Source organism: Streptosporangium album, assembly GCF_014203795.1.
GTDB classification, from domain to species: domain Bacteria; phylum Actinomycetota; class Actinomycetes; order Streptosporangiales; family Streptosporangiaceae; genus Streptosporangium; species Streptosporangium album.
The window spans coordinates 3864790-3882340 of record NZ_JACHJU010000001.1; the positions used below are offsets into that span (position 1 = coordinate 3864790).

Here is a 17551-nt window from a genome sequence, read left to right on the forward strand (position 1 = left end):
TAGTGCTCCGTTCCTCAAAGGCTGTAGACGAACTGGCGGCGTAGGTGTCTGGGGGCCGGTGGTGGCCGTCCCCAGACCCAGGGTTTGGCCCGCTGGTTGAGCTGGGCGGTGGCGATGCGGGTGGCGTGGTCGATGTCCTTGCTATCAGCGAAGGACACTCCGGCCAGGGCATGGTGGCGGAAGATCCGCCACCACGCCTCCTGCAGATTGAGCCAGCAGGCGCCGACCGGGATGAACGCGTGCTGGATGCGGGGATGGTCGGCCGGCCATGTGCGGGTGGCGAGGCTGTTGTGACCGGACAGGTTGTCGGCGATCACCCAGATGTCACCGTGGCCGGGGTTGGCGTCCTCGAGTCGTTGCAGGAACCGCTGGTAGCAGTCGCTGTTGCGGGAGGCGGCGGTCATGGTGACCGCGGCGCCGTCGGCGACGCGCAGCGCACCGTACACCCAGGTCTTGTCGGGGCCGCGGAAGTATTCCAGCGGCGCTTTGATCCGGTGGCCGTCGGCGGACCAGGCGGGCGCGGGGCCGAAGGTACGCGGGGTCACCGGCCCCAGCTCGTCGGCGCAGACGACGACCGCGCCGTCCGGCGGGTCGGTGTACAGGCCGACGACCTGCGTTCTTTTGCGGCGAAGTCCGGGTCCTTGCTGGTGGTCCAGGACCGGGTGCGGCGCCATCTCACCCCCTCTTTCAGAAGGATCCGGCGCACCTGGGAACGGTGAATGTCGATGCCCTGCTCACGGGCGGCGGCGGTGAGGGCATCCAGGGTCCACACCGCCGGCCCATCCTCGTCGTCGGCCTCCAGCTCACCCCAGGGCTCCCAGCGCAGCCGCCCGGGCGGTATCGTCTTGACCAGCGCGATGAGCCGCGATCGTTCGGCTTGGGTGATCCGCGGTCTGCGACCGGGCCCGGGCCGGTCACCAAGCCCGTCGATGCCTTCGGCGTTGAAGCGGCGCAACCGGCGGCGCACGGTCTCCGGATGACAGCCCAGCATCGCGGCGATGGCCGGGCCGCGCATCTCCTCCCAGCTCAACACGACGATCTGGGCGCGCTGGATCCAGTCGGCCGGGGCGTGCCGGGCACCGGCGAGTTTACGGATCTGGCGTTCCTCCTCGCCGTCTCGCGGCGCTCGAGCGTGCAGCAGTTTCGGCATGATGACACCACCTCCCTGTCATCCACGATGCCCCTGATCAGGATGGCTGGCCACCGCTCAGCTCAACACCCTTTGAGGAACCCAGCACTAGGGCTGGGTGACGGGCCGCTAACCGATGCCCATGACCGTCATCGCCACCGACAGGCCCAGCGCGCCGGTCCCGCCGATCGCACCGGCGATCACGGCGCCCCTGCGGCCGGGCAGGCCGCGCAGGTGGATCCGGGCGGCCGCGATGAACAGGAGGCCGCCGGCCATGAACCACGGGCCCCACAGGTAGGTGTACCAGCGGAGCACCTGCAGGATCTCCGCGGTCATCCCGGGGTCGCCGGGCTTTACGAGCAGCCCGTTCGCGACGAACAGGCCACCGTGCCACAGGAGCAGCACTCCGGCGCCCCAGGCCGCGAACTGCAGGAGCCGGTCCATGCCGGTGCCCCGGCCGCGGCGCACCAGGGCGAGTCCCAGCACCCCGCCGACGACCTTGAGCGCGCCGGTGACCCACAGGGTCACCAGGAACCAGGTGACCCTGTTCTCCACCAGTGCGACGAGGGAAGGGGAGATCGTCGTGGCGGCGCCCGCCGTACCGCCCAGCGCCCAGTAGAAGCTCGGCAGGGCGAACAAGAACCCCCACGCCGCCGCGCCGTACCCCGCCCATGCCGTGCGGTCTGACCGCGGTGCCGTCCCGTCCGCCTGAGAAGCCGTCATGCCCCCATGGTTCCGGTGCCGCCGGCCCGGGGCCTCCCACCGAGGGGTGGTCTTCATCCCCCTGTAGAGGGAGGCGGAGGTCGGGAGAAGACGGCCACGGGGCTGCGATGCTTCTACGGGATGGCGGACGGCTGATGTCAGGCGGGGACCAGGCGGGCCACCAGGGTGTAGGAGAAGCCCTTGCCCGCCGGGGTGGTGACGTCGATGTACTGGGTCCCGCCCGTGGCGGTCACCGGGACGCGCAGCAGCAGGTCGTCGCCGATGTGGTCGTCCTCCCACACCTCGATCGTGAACGAGGCCCCGGAGGTGACGGTCAGATGGCTGTACGGCCCGGCGGAGCGCTGCGTGTAGCCGTAGGAGCACGACGCGGCGTCGCTCGTCCACACCCAGCAGGTCCCGGCCCTGGTGTCGGCCTCGTCGCCGTTGGTGGGCCAGATGTAGTACTTGTCGCCGTTCGGCTCCTTGAGCTCGACGCGGATCTCGTCCTCGCCGCTCTCCTCCAGGTCGTTGGCCTGGAGCGAACCGAACACGAGCTTCAGGGAGCCCTCGGCCCTCGCGGCGGCGTGGGCGGCGGGTGCGAGGGCGGCGGCCAGCGCCAGCGCGGCGGCTGCGGCGACGGCCTTGGACAGGATGGTTCTCATGTGATGCCGATCCTCGGTCAGTAGGCGGGTTCGAGGCGGAAGTTGAACGCGTAGTGATAGCCGTTGATGTCGGCGTCCTCGCGGAAGTACTGGTTCTCGCTGATCGGCTGGGGCCAGATCGGCACGTTGACCAGCGCGTCGTCCCCCGACAGGTCGTCGTCGTAGAGGGTCACCATCAGCAGCTTGCCGTTGGCCTCGTAAAGGGGGCGGATGGAGGAGTAGTAGCCCCGATAGTTGGTGCCGGAGGGGCAGCCGTCGCCGCTGATGTAGACACAGTCGTTGCGGGCGACCGACAGGGCGCCGGTGGTCGGGAAGAGCCGGCGGGACTTCCCGTCGCGCTGGGCCTCCACATAGATCTCGTCGTGCCCGTTCTCCTCCAGGTCGTAGGCCACGAAGCTCTCCAGGACGACCCTGACCAGCGGCGCCGGCTCGGCGTGTGCGGTGCCCCCGGCCAGCAGCGACTCCGCGATGAGCGCGGCGCCGAGCGACGCGCGGGTGAGTAGGCGATACATGCTTGTCCCCGTCCACGGTGATGATGTTCGACGGACAGCGTGGCCGGGGCACCTTGTCGATCTCTTGGAACCCACTGGTGAGGAGCGGGGGAGACTCAGCGCAGCACGACGCAGCCGCGCAGGCTCAGCCGGTGCAGGACCTCCGGGTCGCCGTCGAGCTTGTTCCAGCGGAGGTCGAGTTTCTCCAGTGCGGGCAGGTCGGCCAGGGTGTCGGGCACGTCCCTGAGGCGGTTGTTGCGCAGATCCAGGTGGGTGAGGCTGCTCAGCCCGGTGACGGAGCCGGGCAGGGAGGTGATCGCGTTGTTTCTGAGATCGAGCTGCCGGAGCCGCGACAGGTCGCCGATCGAGGAGGGAAGGCTGGTGAGGGCGTTGTTCATCAGGTGGAGTTCGCGCAGGTCGCCGAGCCGCCCGATGGTCTCGGGGAGCTCGCGGAGCCGGTTGCCGTAGAGCCGCAGCTCGCGCAGGGCGGTGAGGCCGCCGAGGGCGTCGGGGAGCTCGGTGAGCCGGTTGTCGGTCAGGTTCAGGTAGGTGAGCCGGGTGAGCCTGCCCAGGGAGGCGGGGACCGAGGTGAAGCGGTTGTCGCTCAGGTAGAGGTAGTCGGTGAGGTCGTGCAGGTCGCCGATCGCCTCGGGGATGCCGGTCAGCTTGTTGTGTCCCAGGTCCAGCATGCGCAGCCCGGTCAGCCCGCCGATCGTCTCCGGCACCTCGGTGATCGCGTTCTCCGCGAGGTTGAGGGAGACGAGCCCGGTCAGCCGCCACAGGGCGTCGGGGACGGTGGTCAGGGCGTTGCCCCCGGCGGCCAGATGGCGCAGGTTCCGGAGCCGCCCGATGTCCTCGGGTAGTTCGCCGAGCGCGTTGCCGTACAGGAAGAGCGTCCGCAGCCCGGGCAGGTCCAGGACGCTCCGCGGGAAGTGGGTCAGCGCGTTGCCGTCGAGGTGCAGGGTGCGCAGCGCGGTGAGGCCGCGCAGGTCCGGGAGGTCCCGGAGCCGGTTGCCGTCCAGCCAGAGGTCCTCAAGCAGGGGGAGCCGTCCGATCCACGGCGGCAGCTCGGTCAGCTCGTTCCAGGCCAGGTCGATACGGTGCAGCCGGGCCGGGTCACCGGTGGGGAGCGGGAGTTCGGTGAGCCCGGCACCGGGGGCGTTCAGTTCGTGCGGCATGGCTCTCATTTTCCCGGCGTCCACGGCATGTGTGCTCTCGCATTCCGGGTGGGCCGATGGGGCAAAACGTACGGACCGGCTGCTTTTCACCAAGCACGGCAACCTCAGTGTGGAGATGGGGCAACCAAGACTCCGGATCCGCCGCGCGCGGACGGCTCTCCATCACATACTGGAACGCCATGTAAGCAAAAAGTGACCGACGAGGGGCACGGCGGTGACGGGGACGATCCTTCCGCGAGTTCGCATGGGGCACGGCGGCGATGCCGACGGGGAGGGCGCGGGCCGTTGCGTGACATCCGGGTCATCCGAGATAGACGTCAGCGTGATCGTGGCCGTCCACAACTGCCGTCCCTATCTCGACAGATGCCTCACCTCCCTGCTGATCCAGCGGGTCAGCAGGGAGATCGTCGTGGTGGACGACGGGTCCACCGACGGCAGCACCGAGCTGCTCGACCTCTACGCCTCCCACCACCGCGGCGTCATCCGGGTCATCCGGCAGGAGCACTCCGGCGGCGCCGGCCGTCCCCGTAACGTCGGGATCTCACACGCGCGCGGCAGATACGTCTTCTTCTGCGACGCCGACGACTACCTCGGTCCCGAGGCGCTGGAGCGGATGCTCGCGATGGCCGACCGCAACGACTCCGACATCGTCCTCGGGAAGATCGTCGGTCATGACCGCAGGGCGCCGGTCTCGATGTTCCGTCAGAGCGCCGAGCGGGCGCCCCTCGGGGGGAGCGCGGTCTACAACAGCCTGAGCTGCTTCAAGCTGTTCCGCCGGGAGATGCTGGAGCGCCACGCCATCCGCTTCGACGAGACGCTGCTGGTGGGCGAGGACGTGGTCTTCACCGCCCACGCCTACTGCCACGCCGGTGTGATCTCGGTGGTCGCCGACTACGACTGCTACCACCTGGTCGACCGGCCCGACGGCAGCAGCATCATGCAGCAGGACGGCAGCCGCGACCCGGTCTCCTGGCTACGGATGATCAGGCGGCCGATCGAGCTGGTCGTCGCCCACGTGCGTCCCGGCGCGCTCCGCGACCACCTCCTCCGCCGCCACTTCCGGCTGGACGCCTTCGGCGCCCTCGGCGTGCCCTTCCTCACGGCGGGTGAGCTCCAGCGCAGGGAGATCGTCGCCGAGGTGGCGGACTTGTGCGACCGATGGCTGACCGACGGCGTCCGCGCCCGGCTCACCGTCATCGACCGGAACCGGATCGCCGCGCTCCAGGACATCGACCGTCTGGTACGGCTGGCGCACATCGAGTCGGCCGTGGTGCGCCGGGAGCTCACCGAGCTCCGCTGGGACGGGGAGAACCGGCTGGTCGTCTCCGGCAGGGTCGAGCTGAGCGCGCTGGAGCAGGAGGGCCGCCCGAAGCTCGTCGCCGGTGGCCTGGCCCTGGTGCTGCGGCTGCGGCACAGCGGCACCGAGCCGCCCCCCGACGTCGTGGTCCCCGTGACCGGCGACTGCGACGGCTTCACCGGCCTCATAGACGTCGCGGGGCTGCGTTCGGGCGTCTGGGACGTCCAGGTGACCGTCGAGTGCGAGGGGATCACCCGGCTCGCGCGGTTCGGCGCCGATCGGGACGGGCGGGTCGCCCAGCCGGTGCCCCGCATGGTCGGCGGTGCCGTCGCCCTGCCCTACTTCACCCGGCCGCACGGAAATCTCAGCCTCGACGTCGGGGGGCACGTGATGAGCGTGCCCGCCAGCGTGCGGCTGACCCGGACACGCTGGGCGGCCGGCCCACGGCTGATGATCGACGGGGAGATCGTCGTCGGCACCGGCACGCCGGGGGCGCACGCCGTACGCCATCTGGTCTGGCGGGAACGCTGGTCGGGGCTGGAGCGGCACGAACCGGTCGCGGTCGGGGCCGGAGGCGCGTTCGCGACCCAGCAGATGGTGGGCCGGCTGAGTCCGGGCACCTGGGACGCCTACCTGGAGCTGGATCTCGGGGGCCCGCCCGCGCGGTTCCGGATCGAGGCGGAGGCGGTGGCGATCGTGCCGCAGCGCACGTGGTGGCGGGGTCTGGTCAGGCGGAGCGTGCGGCCGTACGCCACGGCGGGGAAGGGCCGGCTCAGCACGGTGGTCCGCACCGCCACGCCCAGGACGTTCGTCAGACGCATTCTCCGTTAATGCCACTTTATTGCAACTACAAGCTAATGGCCTAAAGTAGGGGGCGATTCCGCACTTCGGAGGCTTGTCGTGCACGTACCCGATGGTTTCTTCAACGCTGCCGTCTCGATCTCAGCCGGGGCCGTCGCGGCGGCCGGCGTCGCGGTATGCCTGCGCGGCGCCCGCCGCGAGCTCGACGACCGGACCGCCCCCATGGCGGGTCTGGTGGCCGCCTTCATCTTCGCCGTCCAGATGCTCAACTTCCCGGTCGCCGCGGGCACCAGCGGGCATCTCCTCGGCGGCACGCTCGCCGCGATCCTCGTCGGGCCGTACACAGCCGTGTTGTGCGTGGCCGTGGTCCTGCTCGTGCAGGGCTTCTTCTTCGCCGACGGCGGCCTGACCGCGCTGGGCATCAACATCACGCTCATGGGCATCGTCGCCATCGTGGTCGGCTGGGCCGCCTTCCGCCTGATCACCCGGGCGGTGAGGAGCAGGGGCGCCGTCGTCGCGGCCTCGTTCGTCGCGGCCCTGATCTCGGTGCCCGCCGCGGCGCTGGCCTTCACGCTGCTGTTCTGGATCGGGGGCACCGCACCCATCGAGGTCGGCACGGTCGCCGCCGCGATGGGCGGCGTGCACGTGCTCATCGGCATCGGTGAGGGCCTGATCACCGCGGTCACCGTCAGCACCGTGCTCGCGATCCGCCCTGACCTGGTGTACGGCGCGCGGGGACTGGCCACCCCGCTGGTGCTGCGCGGTCCCGGCGGCGACACCGAGGTGACCCCGGAGGCCCCGGCTCCGATCGCCCCGCGGCGCCTCGGCTGGTTCCTGCCGGCCGGCATCGTGGTGGCGGCCCTGCTGGCGGGGATCGTCAGCTTCTACGCCTCCTCCTCGCCCGACGGCCTGGAGCGGGTCGCGACGGACAAGGGCTTCAGCGGCCAGGCCACCGACCACGCCCTGGGCGAGCAGCCGCTCGCCGACTACGGCGACGCGGGCGGCATCCCGGTCGGCGTGGCCGGCCTGATCGGGGTCGGGGTGACCCTCGGGGTCGGCGGCGGGCTGTTCTTCTCGGTGCGCCGTCGCACCAGGGGCAGGGACGAGGTCACGGTCTAGTGGGTTCGGGTCACCACCACCAGCTCTACCGGCCGGGCGACACACCCGTCCACCGGCTGCCGCCCCAGTGCAAGCTGGTGGCGGTGGCCTGCTTCGCCCTGGTGGTCGTGGCCACCCCCCGCGAGTGGTTCTGGGCGTTCGGGCTCTACGCCCTGCTCCTGGCGGCCGCGGCGTCCTCCGCACGGCTCCCTCCGGCGTTCCTGCTCCGCCGGATGGCGGTCGAGATCCCATTCGTGATCTTCGCCGTGGCGCTGCCGTTCATCGGGTCCGGCGAGCGCGTGCCGTTCCTGGGACTGTCGTTCAGCGTCGCGGGCCTGTGGGCCGCCTGGAACATCCTGGCCAAGGCCACTCTGGGGGTGCTCGCTAGCGTCCTGCTGGCGGCCACCACCGAGCCCCGCCTGATGCTGCTGGGCGCGCAGCGGCTCAGGCTGCCGCCGCTGCTGGTGCAGATCGCGATGTTCATGCTCCGCTACATGGACGTGATCATGGATGAGATGCGCCGGATGCGGGTGGCCAGAGAGTCGCGGGGGTTCGTGGCCAGGGACGTCCGGCACATCCCGGTGATCGCACAATCGGCGGGCGCGCTGTTCATCCGCTCCTACGAGCGGGGCGAGCGGGTGCACCTGGCGATGCTCAGCCGTGGCTACACCGGCTCGATGCCGGTCATCCAGGACCTGTCCGCCTCGTCGCGCCAGTGGCTGGTCGCCGGTATGTTGCCGGGCGCGGCGCTCGTGGTGCTGCTCGGAACCTGGGGGTTGGCATGACGACACCGTCTCTTGAGGTGCGCCGTCTGGCGTATGCCTATCCGGACGGCACGCAGGCGCTGTTCGGCGTGGACTTCACGATCGGGCGAGGGGAACGGGTGGCGCTGCTCGGGCCGAACGGCGCGGGCAAGACGACACTGGTGATGCATCTCAACGGCATCCTGGCCGCCGGGCACGGGACGGTCGCGGTGGCCGGGCTGCCGGTGGCGAAGGACTCGCTCAGGGAGATCCGCAGGCGGGTCGGGCTCGTCTTCCAGGACCCCGACGACCAGCTCTTCATGCCGACGGTCCGGGAGGACGTGGCCTTCGGCCCGGCCAACCTCGGGATCGGGGGAGAGGAGCTCCAGCGCCGGGTCAAGGACGCGCTGGACCAGGTGGGCATGCTGGAGGCGGTCGACCGGCCCCCGCACCACCTGTCCTTCGGCCAGCGCCGCCGGGTGGCGGTGGCGACCGTGCTGGCCATGGAGCCGGAGATCCTGGTGCTGGACGAGCCCTCGTCGAACCTGGACCCCGCCTCCCGCCGCGAGCTCGCCGACATCCTGCGGAGCCTCGACGTGACCGTGCTGATGGTCACCCACGACCTGCCCTACGCCCTGGAGCTGTGCGACCGCGCGCTCGTCCTCTCCGGAGGCGTGATCGCCGCCGACGGGCCGACCCGGGACATCCTCGCCGACGCCGACCTTCTCGCCGCCCACCGGCTCGAACTGCCGTACGGCTTCGCCCTGCCGTGACGGGGCCCGCCCCCCGGAGCGCGCGACGCGGCGGGGCCGGGTGGGCCCATCGGGGATTTGCCGCACTTCTGACACACCCTCCCGATCCAGATAAATGATCGTCGGCCACATGACCTCACATACGGGAATGGACAAGTAAAGTAGGGCTGCCTCATGGGCGCGAGGAGGACTGATGAAGCTACGGCTGGCTCGCCGCGCCGTTGGTGACGCCGTGGTGGTCGCCGTCGAAGGCGAGCTCGATCTGTTCACCGCCCCGTTCCTCCGCGATGAGGTCCGTGACGCGATCAAGCTCGACAGCGCCAGGCTGGTCCTCGACCTCACCGCCCTGTCGTTCATGGACTCCAGCGGCCTGTCCGTGCTGATCGAGGCATGGCGGCTGGCCACGGCGGAGGGCGGCGGGGTCTGCCTGGCCGCACCCCAGGGGCCGGTGGCCCGGATCCTGCGCACGACCGGGCTGGACCGGCGGATAAAGGTCTACCCCGACGTCGGCAGCGCCGTCGGGGAGATCTGACCCCCAGCCGTGGGGCAGATTTGGCCCACCCGAGTAGAACTTCATTCGGTGTCCGCGTTAAAGTCCGCTCATGGACCTGAACGGAGCAGCAGCAATCATCTCGGGCGGTGCCAGTGGTCTCGGTGAGGCCACGGCCCGCGACCTCGCCGCCCACGGCGTCACCGTGGTCATCGCCGACCTCAACGAGGAGCGCGGCAAGTCAATCGCCGACGAGCTCGGCGGCGTCTTCGTCAAGACCGACGTCTCCGACGAGGAGCAGGTGCAGGCGGCCGTGGACGCGGCCGTGGCGACAGGCAAGCCGCTGCGCGTCGTGGTGAACAGCGCGGGCATCGGCTGGGCCACCCGCACGGTGAACCGCGACGGCTCGCCGCACGACCTGGCCTCCTACCGCAAGGTCATCGAGATCAACCTGATCGGCACCTTCAACCTCATGCGCATCGGCGCCGCGGCGGTCGCCAAGACCGAGCCGGTCGACGCGGACGGCCAGCGCGGCGTGGTCATCAACACCGCCTCCGTGGCGGCGCTGGAGGGCCAGATCGGCCAGGTCGCCTACTCGGCGTCCAAGGGCGGCATCGTCGGCATGACCGTCCCGGCCGCCCGTGACCTGGCGGCCGTCGGCATCCGCGTCAACACGGTCTGCCCGGGCATCATCGACACCCCCATCTACGGCTTCTCGCCCAACGCCGAGGAGTTCAAGGCCAAGCTGGTGGCGCCGGTGGTCTTCCCCAAGCGCATGGGACAGGCCGCGGAGTTCGCCCACCTGGTCCGGTCGCTGATCGAGAACGACTACATGAACGCCGAGACCGTCCGTTTCGACGGCGGCATCCGCTTCCAGCCCAAGTAGGAGTCATCGGTGTCTGACGAGGTTCTGGTCGAAGTCGACGACGGTGTCGCCGTCATCACGATCAACCGCCCCCAGGCGAGAAACGCCGTCAACGGCGCGGTCGCCCGGGGCATCGCCGCGGCGCTGGACGAGCTGGAGGAGCGAAAGGACGTCTCGGCCTACGTCCTCACCGGCGCCGGCGGCACCTTCTGCGCCGGCATGGATCTGAAGGGCTTCCTGACCGGCGACTTCCCCGTCGTCGAGGGAAGGGGCTTCGGCGGCATCGTCGAGGCGCCCCCGAAGAAGCCGATCATCGCCGCGATCGAGGGCTATGCCCTGGCCGGCGGCTGCGAGCTGGCGCTGGCCTGCGACATCATCGTCGCCTCCGAGTCGGCCACGTTCGGGCTGCCCGAGCCCAAGCGGGGCCTGGTCGCGGGGGCGGGCGGCATCATGCGGCTGCCGCAGCGCATCCCGTACCACATCGCGATGGAGATCGCCCTGACCGGTGACCACTTCCCGGCCTCCCGGCTGCACGAGGTGGGCCTGGTCAACCACGTCACGCCCGCGGGCGAGGCGCTGGCCAGGGCGCTCGAACTCGCGAAGAGGATCGCGGCGAACGCCCCGCTGGCGCTCGCCGCGACCAAGCGCGTGATCGTCGAGTCCGCCGACTGGAGCAGGGACGAGATGTTCGCCAGGCAGGGCGAGATCATCAACCCGGTGTTCGGTTCCAAGGACGCCATGGAGGGGGCGGCGGCCTTCGCCGAGAAGCGCGCCCCGCAGTGGAGGGGCGAGTAGCCGTTCCTTGAGCGGGAGCCGTTCCTTGAGCGGGAGCCGTTCCTTGAGCGGGAGCCGTTCCTTGAGCGGGATCGCCCCGGCGGCCCCGGTGGTAACAGGTTGGGTGCCGGACGTGATTCCGTAAGGACACGTCCGGCACATTCATGGCCAAGAGTGCGTACGGTAAAGGTGTGGACGAGTGCGGCGGGGGCACTTGCCGTCCACGCGACCGCTCCGAGGGCCAGGAGATTCGATGAACGACTACGCGACCCGGACCACTCCGACGAAGCGGTCCGTCGGCGCGCTTTTCAAACGCAGGGCCGGCAACCTGGCGGCCGGTGCCGCGGGGGCCGCGATGCTCATCATCGTCCTGGTCGCCGGCATGTGGGTCATCGAGGTCGCCGACTACGTGCTGCCCGCCGACTTCGACTCCTACGGCATCAGGTCGTGGAACCCCGAAGGCCTGACCGGCATCTTCCTCGCCCCGTTCCTGCACGCGGGCTTCGGCCACCTGATGGCCAACTCGCTGCCGCTGCTGATCCTCGGCTTCCTCGCCGCGCTGCGCGGGATCGGCCGCTTCCTGGCCGCCAGCCTGATCATCATCGTCGTCAGCGGCCTGGGTGTCTGGTTCACCAGTTCGCCGACCACCGTCACGGTCGGCGCGAGCGGGCTGGTGTTCGGCTACTTCGGCTTCGTTGTCGCCCGGGGCCTGTTCGACCGCCGGGCCCTGGACATCGTGATCGGTATCGGTGTCGCGGTGGCGTACTACTCGATCATCTGGGGTGTGCTTCCGGGTGAGGCCGGCATCTCCTGGCAGGGGCACCTGTTCGGGCTGGTCGGCGGGATCGTGGCGGCCTGGGTGCTGCGCCGCAGGCGTCAGGCCGCCGTCCCCGCGTCACCGTCTCCGATGTGACACAGCCGATGGAGTCGTCGCCGGTCGCCGTCTGGGTGTAGGGGTCGTTGCCCATCTGGTCGTCATGATCCCCTTACGGCCGACCGGCGCGCGCCCGTCGTGCCCGTCTCGCGTTGAGCCTCCTCAGCGACCACTGAGCCGCGTTCCTGACCAGCTCGTGGATCTGCTCCGTCAGGTGAAAGTCCCCGTTCTGGTGGTGTGCTCCTCCCAAGCCGCGATCTCGGGGCTTCCCCGGCCCGGGATCGCGGCTGCCCCTTGATGGGAGGGCGTGGACCGATGGCTACGGGAGAGCGGGGACCGATGGCTTGTCGTCGGTCCAGCCGACCTGGAGCACGGTCGTGGTCGTGGTCCTGCTCGGGAACGGCTTGCCGTTGAGCGTGGTCGTCAGGTCGCTGGCCAGCAGCACCATCGCGTCGGTGTCGACGATCACCTCGGTCTTGTCCGTGTAGGTGTCCTTCTTCTGGCGGGTCTGCCCGTGGTCGATGGACAGGCCCTCGCCGGTCCTGCCCCGGGCGTCCTTGACCTTCCCCAGCGAACGGACGCCGGGCATCGTCGACAGCGCCTGGTACGCCGCGGTACGGACCTCCTTCGGCACCGGAAGCTTGTGCAGCAGTGAGGACAACGTGTACGTCAGGTAGCCGTCGACGGCGCCGTCGGGAGTCTTCGCGACTCGCGCGGCCTCCCCGAGCCAGGTCTTCAACCTGGCCGGGTCCGCGGGCAGCCGCTGCAGCTCCTCATACGTCAGCCGCTGTTCGTCCAGGAAGAACGTGGTGACCGGGAGGCCCTTCGCGCCCCTCACGGGGCCGACCCTGCCCTTGTCCGGTTCGGTGGACAGGGACACGACCGTGCCCTCCGCCGTGCGGTTCCACTTGGCCGGGGAGCCGTCGCGGCGCCACGCCTTCTCATCCGCCGGGCTCTTCGGGCGCACCCCCAGCGGGCGATAGCCGAACCAGGCCCTGCCGTCGGGCGAGGCCCACTCCTCCACGAGCTCCTGCTCCTCCATCCAGTAGCGGTTCGCGCCGTGCCCGAGCTGCCGGGGATGGGTCGTCTTCGACAGCGTCCTCGTGTGCCAGTAAGCGCCTTCCGCCGGAGCCGTCACCGACCGGGTGGCGGCCACGAGCCTCAGATCCGGCATGTCCGGCGGGCCCGACAGGGTGATGACACCCGCCGCGGCCAGCCCGAGCGCGATCAGCGGCCGGAGCGGTGTGGTCACGAATTTCATCTGCTTCCTCCAGATGTCCCGTTTCATGACCCCAAATACGCCTGGGCCGTCCGAAAGGTTGCCCGCGGGCGGCCGGTGATCCGAGCAGTGTGAGAGTTTCGCGGCCTTCATCGCGAATTGGCTGATTCAACCGAATCTCCAGCGGTTCGCGGATGCGGGCAACGCTCGGCGCGGCTCAGGCGTATTAGGGGTCATGAAATTGGACGGACAGGCGTGAGCGGCGCAGAAGGCGACGGGTTCGCCGCGTTCGTGGCCGCACGCGGCACGAGTCTGCTGCGGTTCGCCTACCTCGCGTGCGGCGACGAGGGGGAGGCGGAAGACCTGCTGCAGACGGCACTGGAGCGCACGTACCGGAGCTGGGACCGGGTGCGATACGACAACCCCGAGCCCTATGTCCGCCGCGTCATCGTCAACACATCCATCAGCCGTGCCCGGCGCCGGGCGATCCTGCGGATCATCCCGATGCACACCCCTCCCGAGCTGCCGGCGCGAGGGACCGACGTCGACCTGCGCCACGTGCTCATGGACACGCTGCGAGCCCTGCCTCCCCGGCAGCGCGCGGTGGTCGTCCTGCGCTACTGGGAGGACCTCAGCGAGACGCAGACCGCGGAGGTCCTCGGCTGCTCGGCGGGCACGGTGAAAAGTCAGGCTTCGAAGGCGATCGCCAAGCTCCGCCTGGCGATCGGCGGGGAATCAGCGAAAGGAGTGATCAGGAATGTCCATGCTTGAGGACGACCTTCGCCGGCTCATGGCGGACGAGACCGAGACGTTGCACGCCGCGCCCGATCTGGTGGACCGGGTCATCCGGTCCTCGCGGAAGAAGAAGACGACGCGGGTCAGGCTCACCGCACTGGTCACCGCGGTGGCCGTCGCGGGCGTCATGGCCCCCGCCTACCTGATCCTCGGATCTGGCTCCGCGCCCGTACCGGGGACCGGGGCCGGCGGCCCGGTCGCGGCCGCGGAGACATCGCAGCCGGGCGTCACCGGCCAGGCCGTGCCGGAGCCCCCCGCCATCGACGACTTCCCGCCCACCCCCTCGCCGACTCCCGATCTCGGGGACCTGGGCGACGGAAAGGCCTTCGGCAGCGTCAAGGTGGGTTACCTGCCCGACGGCCTGCAGTGGTCCCACCGGTCCATGGACTTCGGTGACAGCTACACGACCTCGTGGAACTACGACGGTGACAAGACCGGTTTCTACTGTGTCCAGATCTACGTCTACGAAGGCCAGGCCGTCCAGGAGGTCGACGAGCGGGTGCGGGCATACCGCGACGAGGGGCAGGGCGCGGATGTGACCATCGGTGACCGGACCGGCTACCAGATCCGTCAGTGGGTCGGTGAGGACGGTATGGCGGGCACCCCGACCATCATCCTGAACATGGGCGAGGCACGGCGGATCGAGGTGATGTTCAGTCCTGTCTACGCCAAGAAGCTCAACGGCGACACGGCGATCGGCCGCGAGCTGAAGAAGATCGCCGAAGGGCTCACCGTCGACGACTGAACCCGCGCGCCGCCGGTGCCCGGGGGTTTCCCCCTTCGACCGCCGGGCCCTGGACATCGTGATCGGTATCGGCGTCACGGTGGCGTACTACTCGATCATCTGGGGTGTGCTTCCGGGTGAGGCCGGCATCTCCTGGCAGGGGCACCTGTTCGGACTGGTCGGCGGGATCGTGGCGGCCTGGGTGCTGCGCCGCAGGCGTCGGGCCGCCGTCCCCGCTCTTTGAGCCGTCGGACGCGGCTAGCGTCTCAGGGTGAACACGCGGACGCCCCTGGAGGCACTCTCCCTGCGCCCACCGGCCTTCCTGCGCTCCTCGTGGCCATGGAGGTCGCTGGCGTATCTGGCGGGGAGCGCCCTGCCCGGCGCCTTCCTCGGACTGGTCGCGATGGCTGTCTCCCTCCTGGAACCGGTGCCGGCCCGGGTGATCGCCGGGCTGGCCGCCCTCATCGCGGTGCTCTCGCCGGCAGCCGGGTTCGAGCGGTGGCGGTTACGGCTGGTGGACGCCGTTCCGGTCTCTGAGACGCCTGACGGGCGGTGGCGGGGGATCGGCCTGGCCGCCGCGTCGCTCCTGGCGCTGTGGTGGATCGACCTGATGATGGTCGGCCTCACCGTCGGCGGCCCCGTCCTGCTGATCCTGTCGCCCGTCGTGCAGCCGGCGGCGGCGGAGACGCCGCTCCAGACGCTGGCCGTCTCCGCCGGGGGCGTGCTCCTGCTCCCGGTGGCCGTCTACATCTTCACCGCCTGGGCGGGTGCGCGCGGGGTGATGGTCAGGAGCCTGCTCGCCTCCCGTGACACGGAACTGGATGAGGTGGTGCGGTCGCGGGCCAGGCTCGTGGACGCGTTCGAGATGGAACGGCGCAGGATCGAGCGGGACCTGCACGACGGCGCCCAGCAGCGGCTCGTCGCGCTCTCCATGAAGCTGGGGCTGGTCAGGCTCGACCTGCCGCCCGGCTCACCTGCCGGAGAGCGGCTGGCGCAGGCCCACGAGGAGGCCATGCGGGCGCTGACCGAGCTGCGGGAGCTGGTCCGCGGCGTGCACGCGCAGGTGCTCACCGACCGCGGCCTCTCCGCCGCCGTCCGTGACGTGGCGGGGCGGTCTCCGGTCGCCGTGGAGGTGGACGTCTCCCTGGACGACCGGCTGCCCACGGCCGTGGAGGTGGCCGCCTTCTACGTCGTCTCCGAGGCGTTGGCGAACGTCGCCAAGCACAGCCGGGCGAGCCGGGCCCTGGTGCGTGGCCGGGTCACCGGCCGGACACTGCTCCTGGAGATCCGTGACGACGGTGAAGGCGGCGCGGATCCGTCGAAGGGCACGGGACTGACCGGGCTGGCCGACCGGCTCGCGGTGGTGGACGGCAGAATGTCGCTGTCCAGTCCGGCAGGTGGGCCGACGTCGATGCGAGTGGAGATCCCGTGCGCGTAGTGATCGCCGAGGACGCCGTGCTCCTGCGGGAGGGGCTCGTCGGCCTGGTCGAACGGTTCGGGCACACGGTCGCGGCTTCGGTGGGCGACGCCGGCGCCCTCGTCGCCGCGGTGGAGGAGCACGCGCCCGACATCGTGGTGACCGACGTGCGGATGCCGCCCGGCTTCAGCGACGAGGGGCTGCGTGCCGCGCTCGCGCTGCGCGGGGCGCATCCCGGCCTCGCCGTGCTGGTGCTGAGCCAGTATGTCGAGCAGACCTACGCCACCGAGCTGCTGGACTCCGGACGCGGTGCGGGCATCGGCTACCTGCTGAAGGACCGGGTCGGGGCCGTGACCGAGTTCGCCGACGCGCTGACGCGGGTCGCCGGGGGCGGCATGGTCGTCGACCCCGAGGTGGTGCGCCAGCTGCTGAGCCGGCGCCGCGACCCGCTGGAGCGGCTCACGCCCAGGGAGCGTGAGGTGCTGGCGCTCATCGCGGAGGGCCGGTCCAACGCCTCGATCGCCCGTGAGATCGTCGTCACCGAGGCGGCGGTCGCCAAGCACATCGCGAACATCTTCGCCAAACTCGACCTGCCGCCCGCCGTCGACGGGCACCGCCGGGTCCTCGCCGTCCTCGCCTACCTACGTGGCTGAGGCCCGAACCGCCGGGTCCTCGCCGTCCTCGTCTGCCTGCGTGGCTGAGGTCCGGACCGCCGGCCTCCCGGCGCGGCATTAGTGCCAGGTCTACCTCGCATTCTCGCGCCAGCGCCCCTGCGCCGGCTGTGCCGCGCCGGTTGGATCGAAGGCATGACGACGACTGAGCGCACATCGCCCGCCTTCCGTTTTCCCGGCCGCCTGGCGGAGGGGGCCGGACTGGTCCTGGGCCCGGCACTGATCCTCGCGGGGGTGCTGCTGCGGGTGGAGTTCGGGGACTTCTTCCCCGAGCAGCTCGCGGCCTTCGCCGGGAGCCCCGTCCTGATGACCGCCTCCTACAGTGCCTTCGTCGCCGGAGTCGTCCTGCTCTGGCCCGCGGTCGCAGCCGTGACCAGGCGGATCGGGGCGTCGCGCCCCGGCTGGGCCATGTGGGGCGGGGGACTGGTCACGGCGGGGCTGTTCGCCCGCGTCTTCCACGCGGGCGTGAACCACCTGGCCTTCCAGCTGGTGGACGTGGAGGGGCTGGAGGCCGCGCGGCGGGCGGTGCGCGATCAGTACGGTGCCTTTCACGTCTTCCAGCCGCTCAACCTCGCCGTCTTCTCCGGCTGGACCGTCCTGGCCCTGGGTGCCTGGCGGGCCGGTGTGTTCGGCGCCGGTGTGACGGGGACGGCGCGGTGCGTCGCGCTCGGGCTCATGTCGGCCATGCCGCTCGGCGTCCTCAAGGGCACGGGCCCGATGTCGATCGTCGCCGCGGCCGGCCTGTGCGTCGCGCTGGTGCCGCTCGGCGTCACGGTGCTGAAGGCCGGACCCGCGCCCAGGTGGTGGACCTACCCGCTGGCCGTGGCACTGGGGGTGGGAGCCGTGCTCCTCGGCACCGCGGGCTGAGA

General features: G+C 70.6%; 20 protein-coding genes and 1 pseudogene. 14 read left to right on the forward strand and 7 right to left on the reverse strand.

The features are described from left to right. Positions 1-14 precede the first annotated feature (14 nt). The 6 genes from FHR32_RS18680 to FHR32_RS18705 all read right to left on the reverse strand — a co-directional run bounded on the left by FHR32_RS18680 (position 15) and on the right by FHR32_RS18705 (position 4162). Positions 15-656 (reverse strand): IS630 family transposase, encoded by a 642-nt coding sequence (locus FHR32_RS18680; RefSeq protein ID WP_221465620.1) that lies wholly within the window; start codon positions 654-656, stop codon positions 15-17. Next, complete coding sequence (locus FHR32_RS18685; protein ID WP_184752715.1) at positions 542-1150, reverse strand: helix-turn-helix domain-containing protein; 609 nt, start codon at positions 1148-1150, stop codon at positions 542-544. The genes FHR32_RS18680 and FHR32_RS18685 overlap by 115 nt, the downstream gene beginning before the upstream one ends. 108 nt (positions 1151-1258) lie before the next feature. Beyond that, positions 1259-1852 carry a DUF3995 domain-containing protein gene (locus FHR32_RS18690; RefSeq protein ID WP_184755464.1) on the reverse strand — a complete coding sequence of 198 codons (594 nt, stop codon included), beginning with the start codon at positions 1850-1852 and terminating at the stop codon, positions 1259-1261. 137 nt (positions 1853-1989) lie between these two features. Further along, positions 1990-2493, reverse strand: a complete 504-nt coding sequence (locus FHR32_RS18695) for a hypothetical protein (RefSeq protein ID WP_184755465.1) — start codon at positions 2491-2493, stop codon at positions 1990-1992. Positions 2494-2510: 17 nt separating this feature from the next. Continuing rightward, on the reverse strand, positions 2511-3005 hold the full coding sequence (locus FHR32_RS18700) for a hypothetical protein (RefSeq protein ID WP_184755466.1): 495 nt from the start codon (positions 3003-3005) through the stop codon (positions 2511-2513). A gap of 95 nt (positions 3006-3100) precedes the next feature. Beyond that, entirely contained in the window at positions 3101-4162 is a 1062-nt protein-coding gene (locus FHR32_RS18705; protein ID WP_184755467.1) for a leucine-rich repeat domain-containing protein, read from the reverse strand. Positions 4163-4484: 322 nt separating this feature from the next. Here FHR32_RS18705 and FHR32_RS18710 point away from each other — a divergent pair, with 322 nt between their 5' ends. The 8 genes from FHR32_RS18710 to FHR32_RS18745 all read left to right on the forward strand — a co-directional run bounded on the left by FHR32_RS18710 (position 4485) and on the right by FHR32_RS18745 (position 11895). Further along, on the forward strand, positions 4485-6290 hold the full coding sequence (locus tag FHR32_RS18710) for a glycosyltransferase family 2 protein (RefSeq protein ID WP_184755468.1): 1806 nt from the start codon (positions 4485-4487) through the stop codon (positions 6288-6290). A gap of 69 nt (positions 6291-6359) precedes the next feature. Beyond that, positions 6360-7379 carry an energy-coupling factor ABC transporter permease gene (locus FHR32_RS46725; RefSeq protein ID WP_184755469.1) on the forward strand — a complete coding sequence of 340 codons (1020 nt, stop codon included), beginning with the start codon at positions 6360-6362 and terminating at the stop codon, positions 7377-7379. Then, a complete protein-coding gene (gene cbiQ / locus FHR32_RS18720; protein WP_184755470.1) occupies positions 7379-8143 on the forward strand; it encodes a cobalt ECF transporter T component CbiQ in 765 nt (254 codons plus the stop codon). The genes FHR32_RS46725 and cbiQ overlap by 1 nt, the downstream gene beginning before the upstream one ends. Then, positions 8140-8874: an energy-coupling factor ABC transporter ATP-binding protein gene (locus FHR32_RS18725; RefSeq protein WP_184755471.1), complete on the forward strand. Its 735-nt coding sequence runs from the start codon at positions 8140-8142 to the stop codon at positions 8872-8874. The genes cbiQ and FHR32_RS18725 overlap by 4 nt, the downstream gene beginning before the upstream one ends. A gap of 172 nt (positions 8875-9046) precedes the next feature. Then, positions 9047-9385, forward strand: coding sequence for an STAS domain-containing protein (locus tag FHR32_RS18730; RefSeq protein ID WP_184755472.1), 339 nt, complete (start codon positions 9047-9049; stop codon positions 9383-9385). A gap of 70 nt (positions 9386-9455) precedes the next feature. Next, the gene (locus tag FHR32_RS18735; RefSeq protein WP_184755473.1) at positions 9456-10229 is read left to right on the forward strand and encodes an SDR family NAD(P)-dependent oxidoreductase; all 774 of its coding nucleotides are present in this window, start codon (positions 9456-9458) and stop codon (positions 10227-10229) included. Between the two features lie 9 nt (positions 10230-10238). Next, positions 10239-11003, forward strand: a complete 765-nt coding sequence (locus tag FHR32_RS18740) for a crotonase/enoyl-CoA hydratase family protein (RefSeq protein ID WP_184755474.1) — start codon at positions 10239-10241, stop codon at positions 11001-11003. Between the two features lie 232 nt (positions 11004-11235). After that, positions 11236-11895, forward strand: coding sequence for a rhomboid family intramembrane serine protease (locus FHR32_RS18745; RefSeq protein ID WP_184755475.1), 660 nt, complete (start codon positions 11236-11238; stop codon positions 11893-11895). Positions 11896-12175: 280 nt separating this feature from the next. Here the strand turns inward: FHR32_RS18745 and FHR32_RS18750 are convergent, their stop codons facing one another. Next, positions 12176-13117 carry a hypothetical protein gene (locus FHR32_RS18750; RefSeq protein ID WP_184755476.1) on the reverse strand — a complete coding sequence of 314 codons (942 nt, stop codon included), beginning with the start codon at positions 13115-13117 and terminating at the stop codon, positions 12176-12178. Positions 13118-13330: 213 nt separating this feature from the next. On the opposite strand from FHR32_RS18750, the gene FHR32_RS18755 reads away from it, so the two are divergent. The 6 genes and pseudogenes from FHR32_RS18755 to FHR32_RS43025 all read left to right on the forward strand — a co-directional run bounded on the left by FHR32_RS18755 (position 13331) and on the right by FHR32_RS43025 (position 17549). Further along, positions 13331-13846 (forward strand): SigE family RNA polymerase sigma factor, encoded by a 516-nt coding sequence (locus FHR32_RS18755; protein WP_184755477.1) that lies wholly within the window; start codon positions 13331-13333, stop codon positions 13844-13846. After that, entirely contained in the window at positions 13833-14615 is a 783-nt protein-coding gene (locus tag FHR32_RS18760) for a hypothetical protein (RefSeq protein WP_184755478.1), read from the forward strand. The genes FHR32_RS18755 and FHR32_RS18760 overlap by 14 nt, the downstream gene beginning before the upstream one ends. 43 nt (positions 14616-14658) lie before the next feature. Beyond that, positions 14659-14838 (forward strand): annotated as a pseudogene (locus tag FHR32_RS18765) (rhomboid family intramembrane serine protease); the annotation flags it as partial. A gap of 27 nt (positions 14839-14865) precedes the next feature. After that, on the forward strand, positions 14866-16032 hold the full coding sequence (locus FHR32_RS18770; protein ID WP_184755479.1) for a sensor histidine kinase: 1167 nt from the start codon (positions 14866-14868) through the stop codon (positions 16030-16032). Continuing rightward, a complete protein-coding gene (locus tag FHR32_RS18775) occupies positions 16023-16664 on the forward strand; it encodes a response regulator (protein WP_312882459.1) in 642 nt (213 codons plus the stop codon). Before FHR32_RS18770 ends, FHR32_RS18775 begins: the two co-directional genes overlap by 10 nt. 153 nt (positions 16665-16817) lie before the next feature. Continuing rightward, entirely contained in the window at positions 16818-17549 is a 732-nt protein-coding gene (locus FHR32_RS43025; protein ID WP_221465465.1) for a hypothetical protein, read from the forward strand. Positions 17550-17551: the final 2 nt, after the last annotated feature.

Excerpts from the sequence above, each read along its gene's own strand:
- FHR32_RS43025 (WP_221465465.1), top strand. The coding sequence starts at position 16,818 with ATGACGACGACTGAGCGCACATCGCCCGCCTTCCGTTTTCCCGGCCGC.
- FHR32_RS18700 (WP_184755466.1), bottom strand. The coding sequence starts at position 3,005 with ATGTATCGCCTACTCACCCGCGCGTCGCTCGGCGCCGCGCTCATCGCG.
- FHR32_RS18725 (WP_184755471.1), top strand. The coding sequence starts at position 8,140 with ATGACGACACCGTCTCTTGAGGTGCGCCGTCTGGCGTATGCCTATCCG.
- FHR32_RS18750 (WP_184755476.1), bottom strand. The coding sequence starts at position 13,117 with ATGAAATTCGTGACCACACCGCTCCGGCCGCTGATCGCGCTCGGGCTG.
- FHR32_RS18735 (WP_184755473.1), top strand. The coding sequence starts at position 9,456 with ATGGACCTGAACGGAGCAGCAGCAATCATCTCGGGCGGTGCCAGTGGT.
- FHR32_RS18690 (WP_184755464.1), bottom strand. The coding sequence starts at position 1,852 with ATGACGGCTTCTCAGGCGGACGGGACGGCACCGCGGTCAGACCGCACG.
- FHR32_RS18760 (WP_184755478.1), top strand. The coding sequence starts at position 13,833 with ATGTCCATGCTTGAGGACGACCTTCGCCGGCTCATGGCGGACGAGACC.
- FHR32_RS18745 (WP_184755475.1), top strand. The coding sequence starts at position 11,236 with ATGAACGACTACGCGACCCGGACCACTCCGACGAAGCGGTCCGTCGGC.
- FHR32_RS18705 (WP_184755467.1), bottom strand. The coding sequence starts at position 4,162 with ATGCCGCACGAACTGAACGCCCCCGGTGCCGGGCTCACCGAACTCCCG.
- FHR32_RS18695 (WP_184755465.1), bottom strand. The coding sequence starts at position 2,493 with ATGAGAACCATCCTGTCCAAGGCCGTCGCCGCAGCCGCCGCGCTGGCG.
- FHR32_RS18730 (WP_184755472.1), top strand. The coding sequence starts at position 9,047 with ATGAAGCTACGGCTGGCTCGCCGCGCCGTTGGTGACGCCGTGGTGGTC.
- FHR32_RS18685 (WP_184752715.1), bottom strand. The coding sequence starts at position 1,150 with ATGCCGAAACTGCTGCACGCTCGAGCGCCGCGAGACGGCGAGGAGGAA.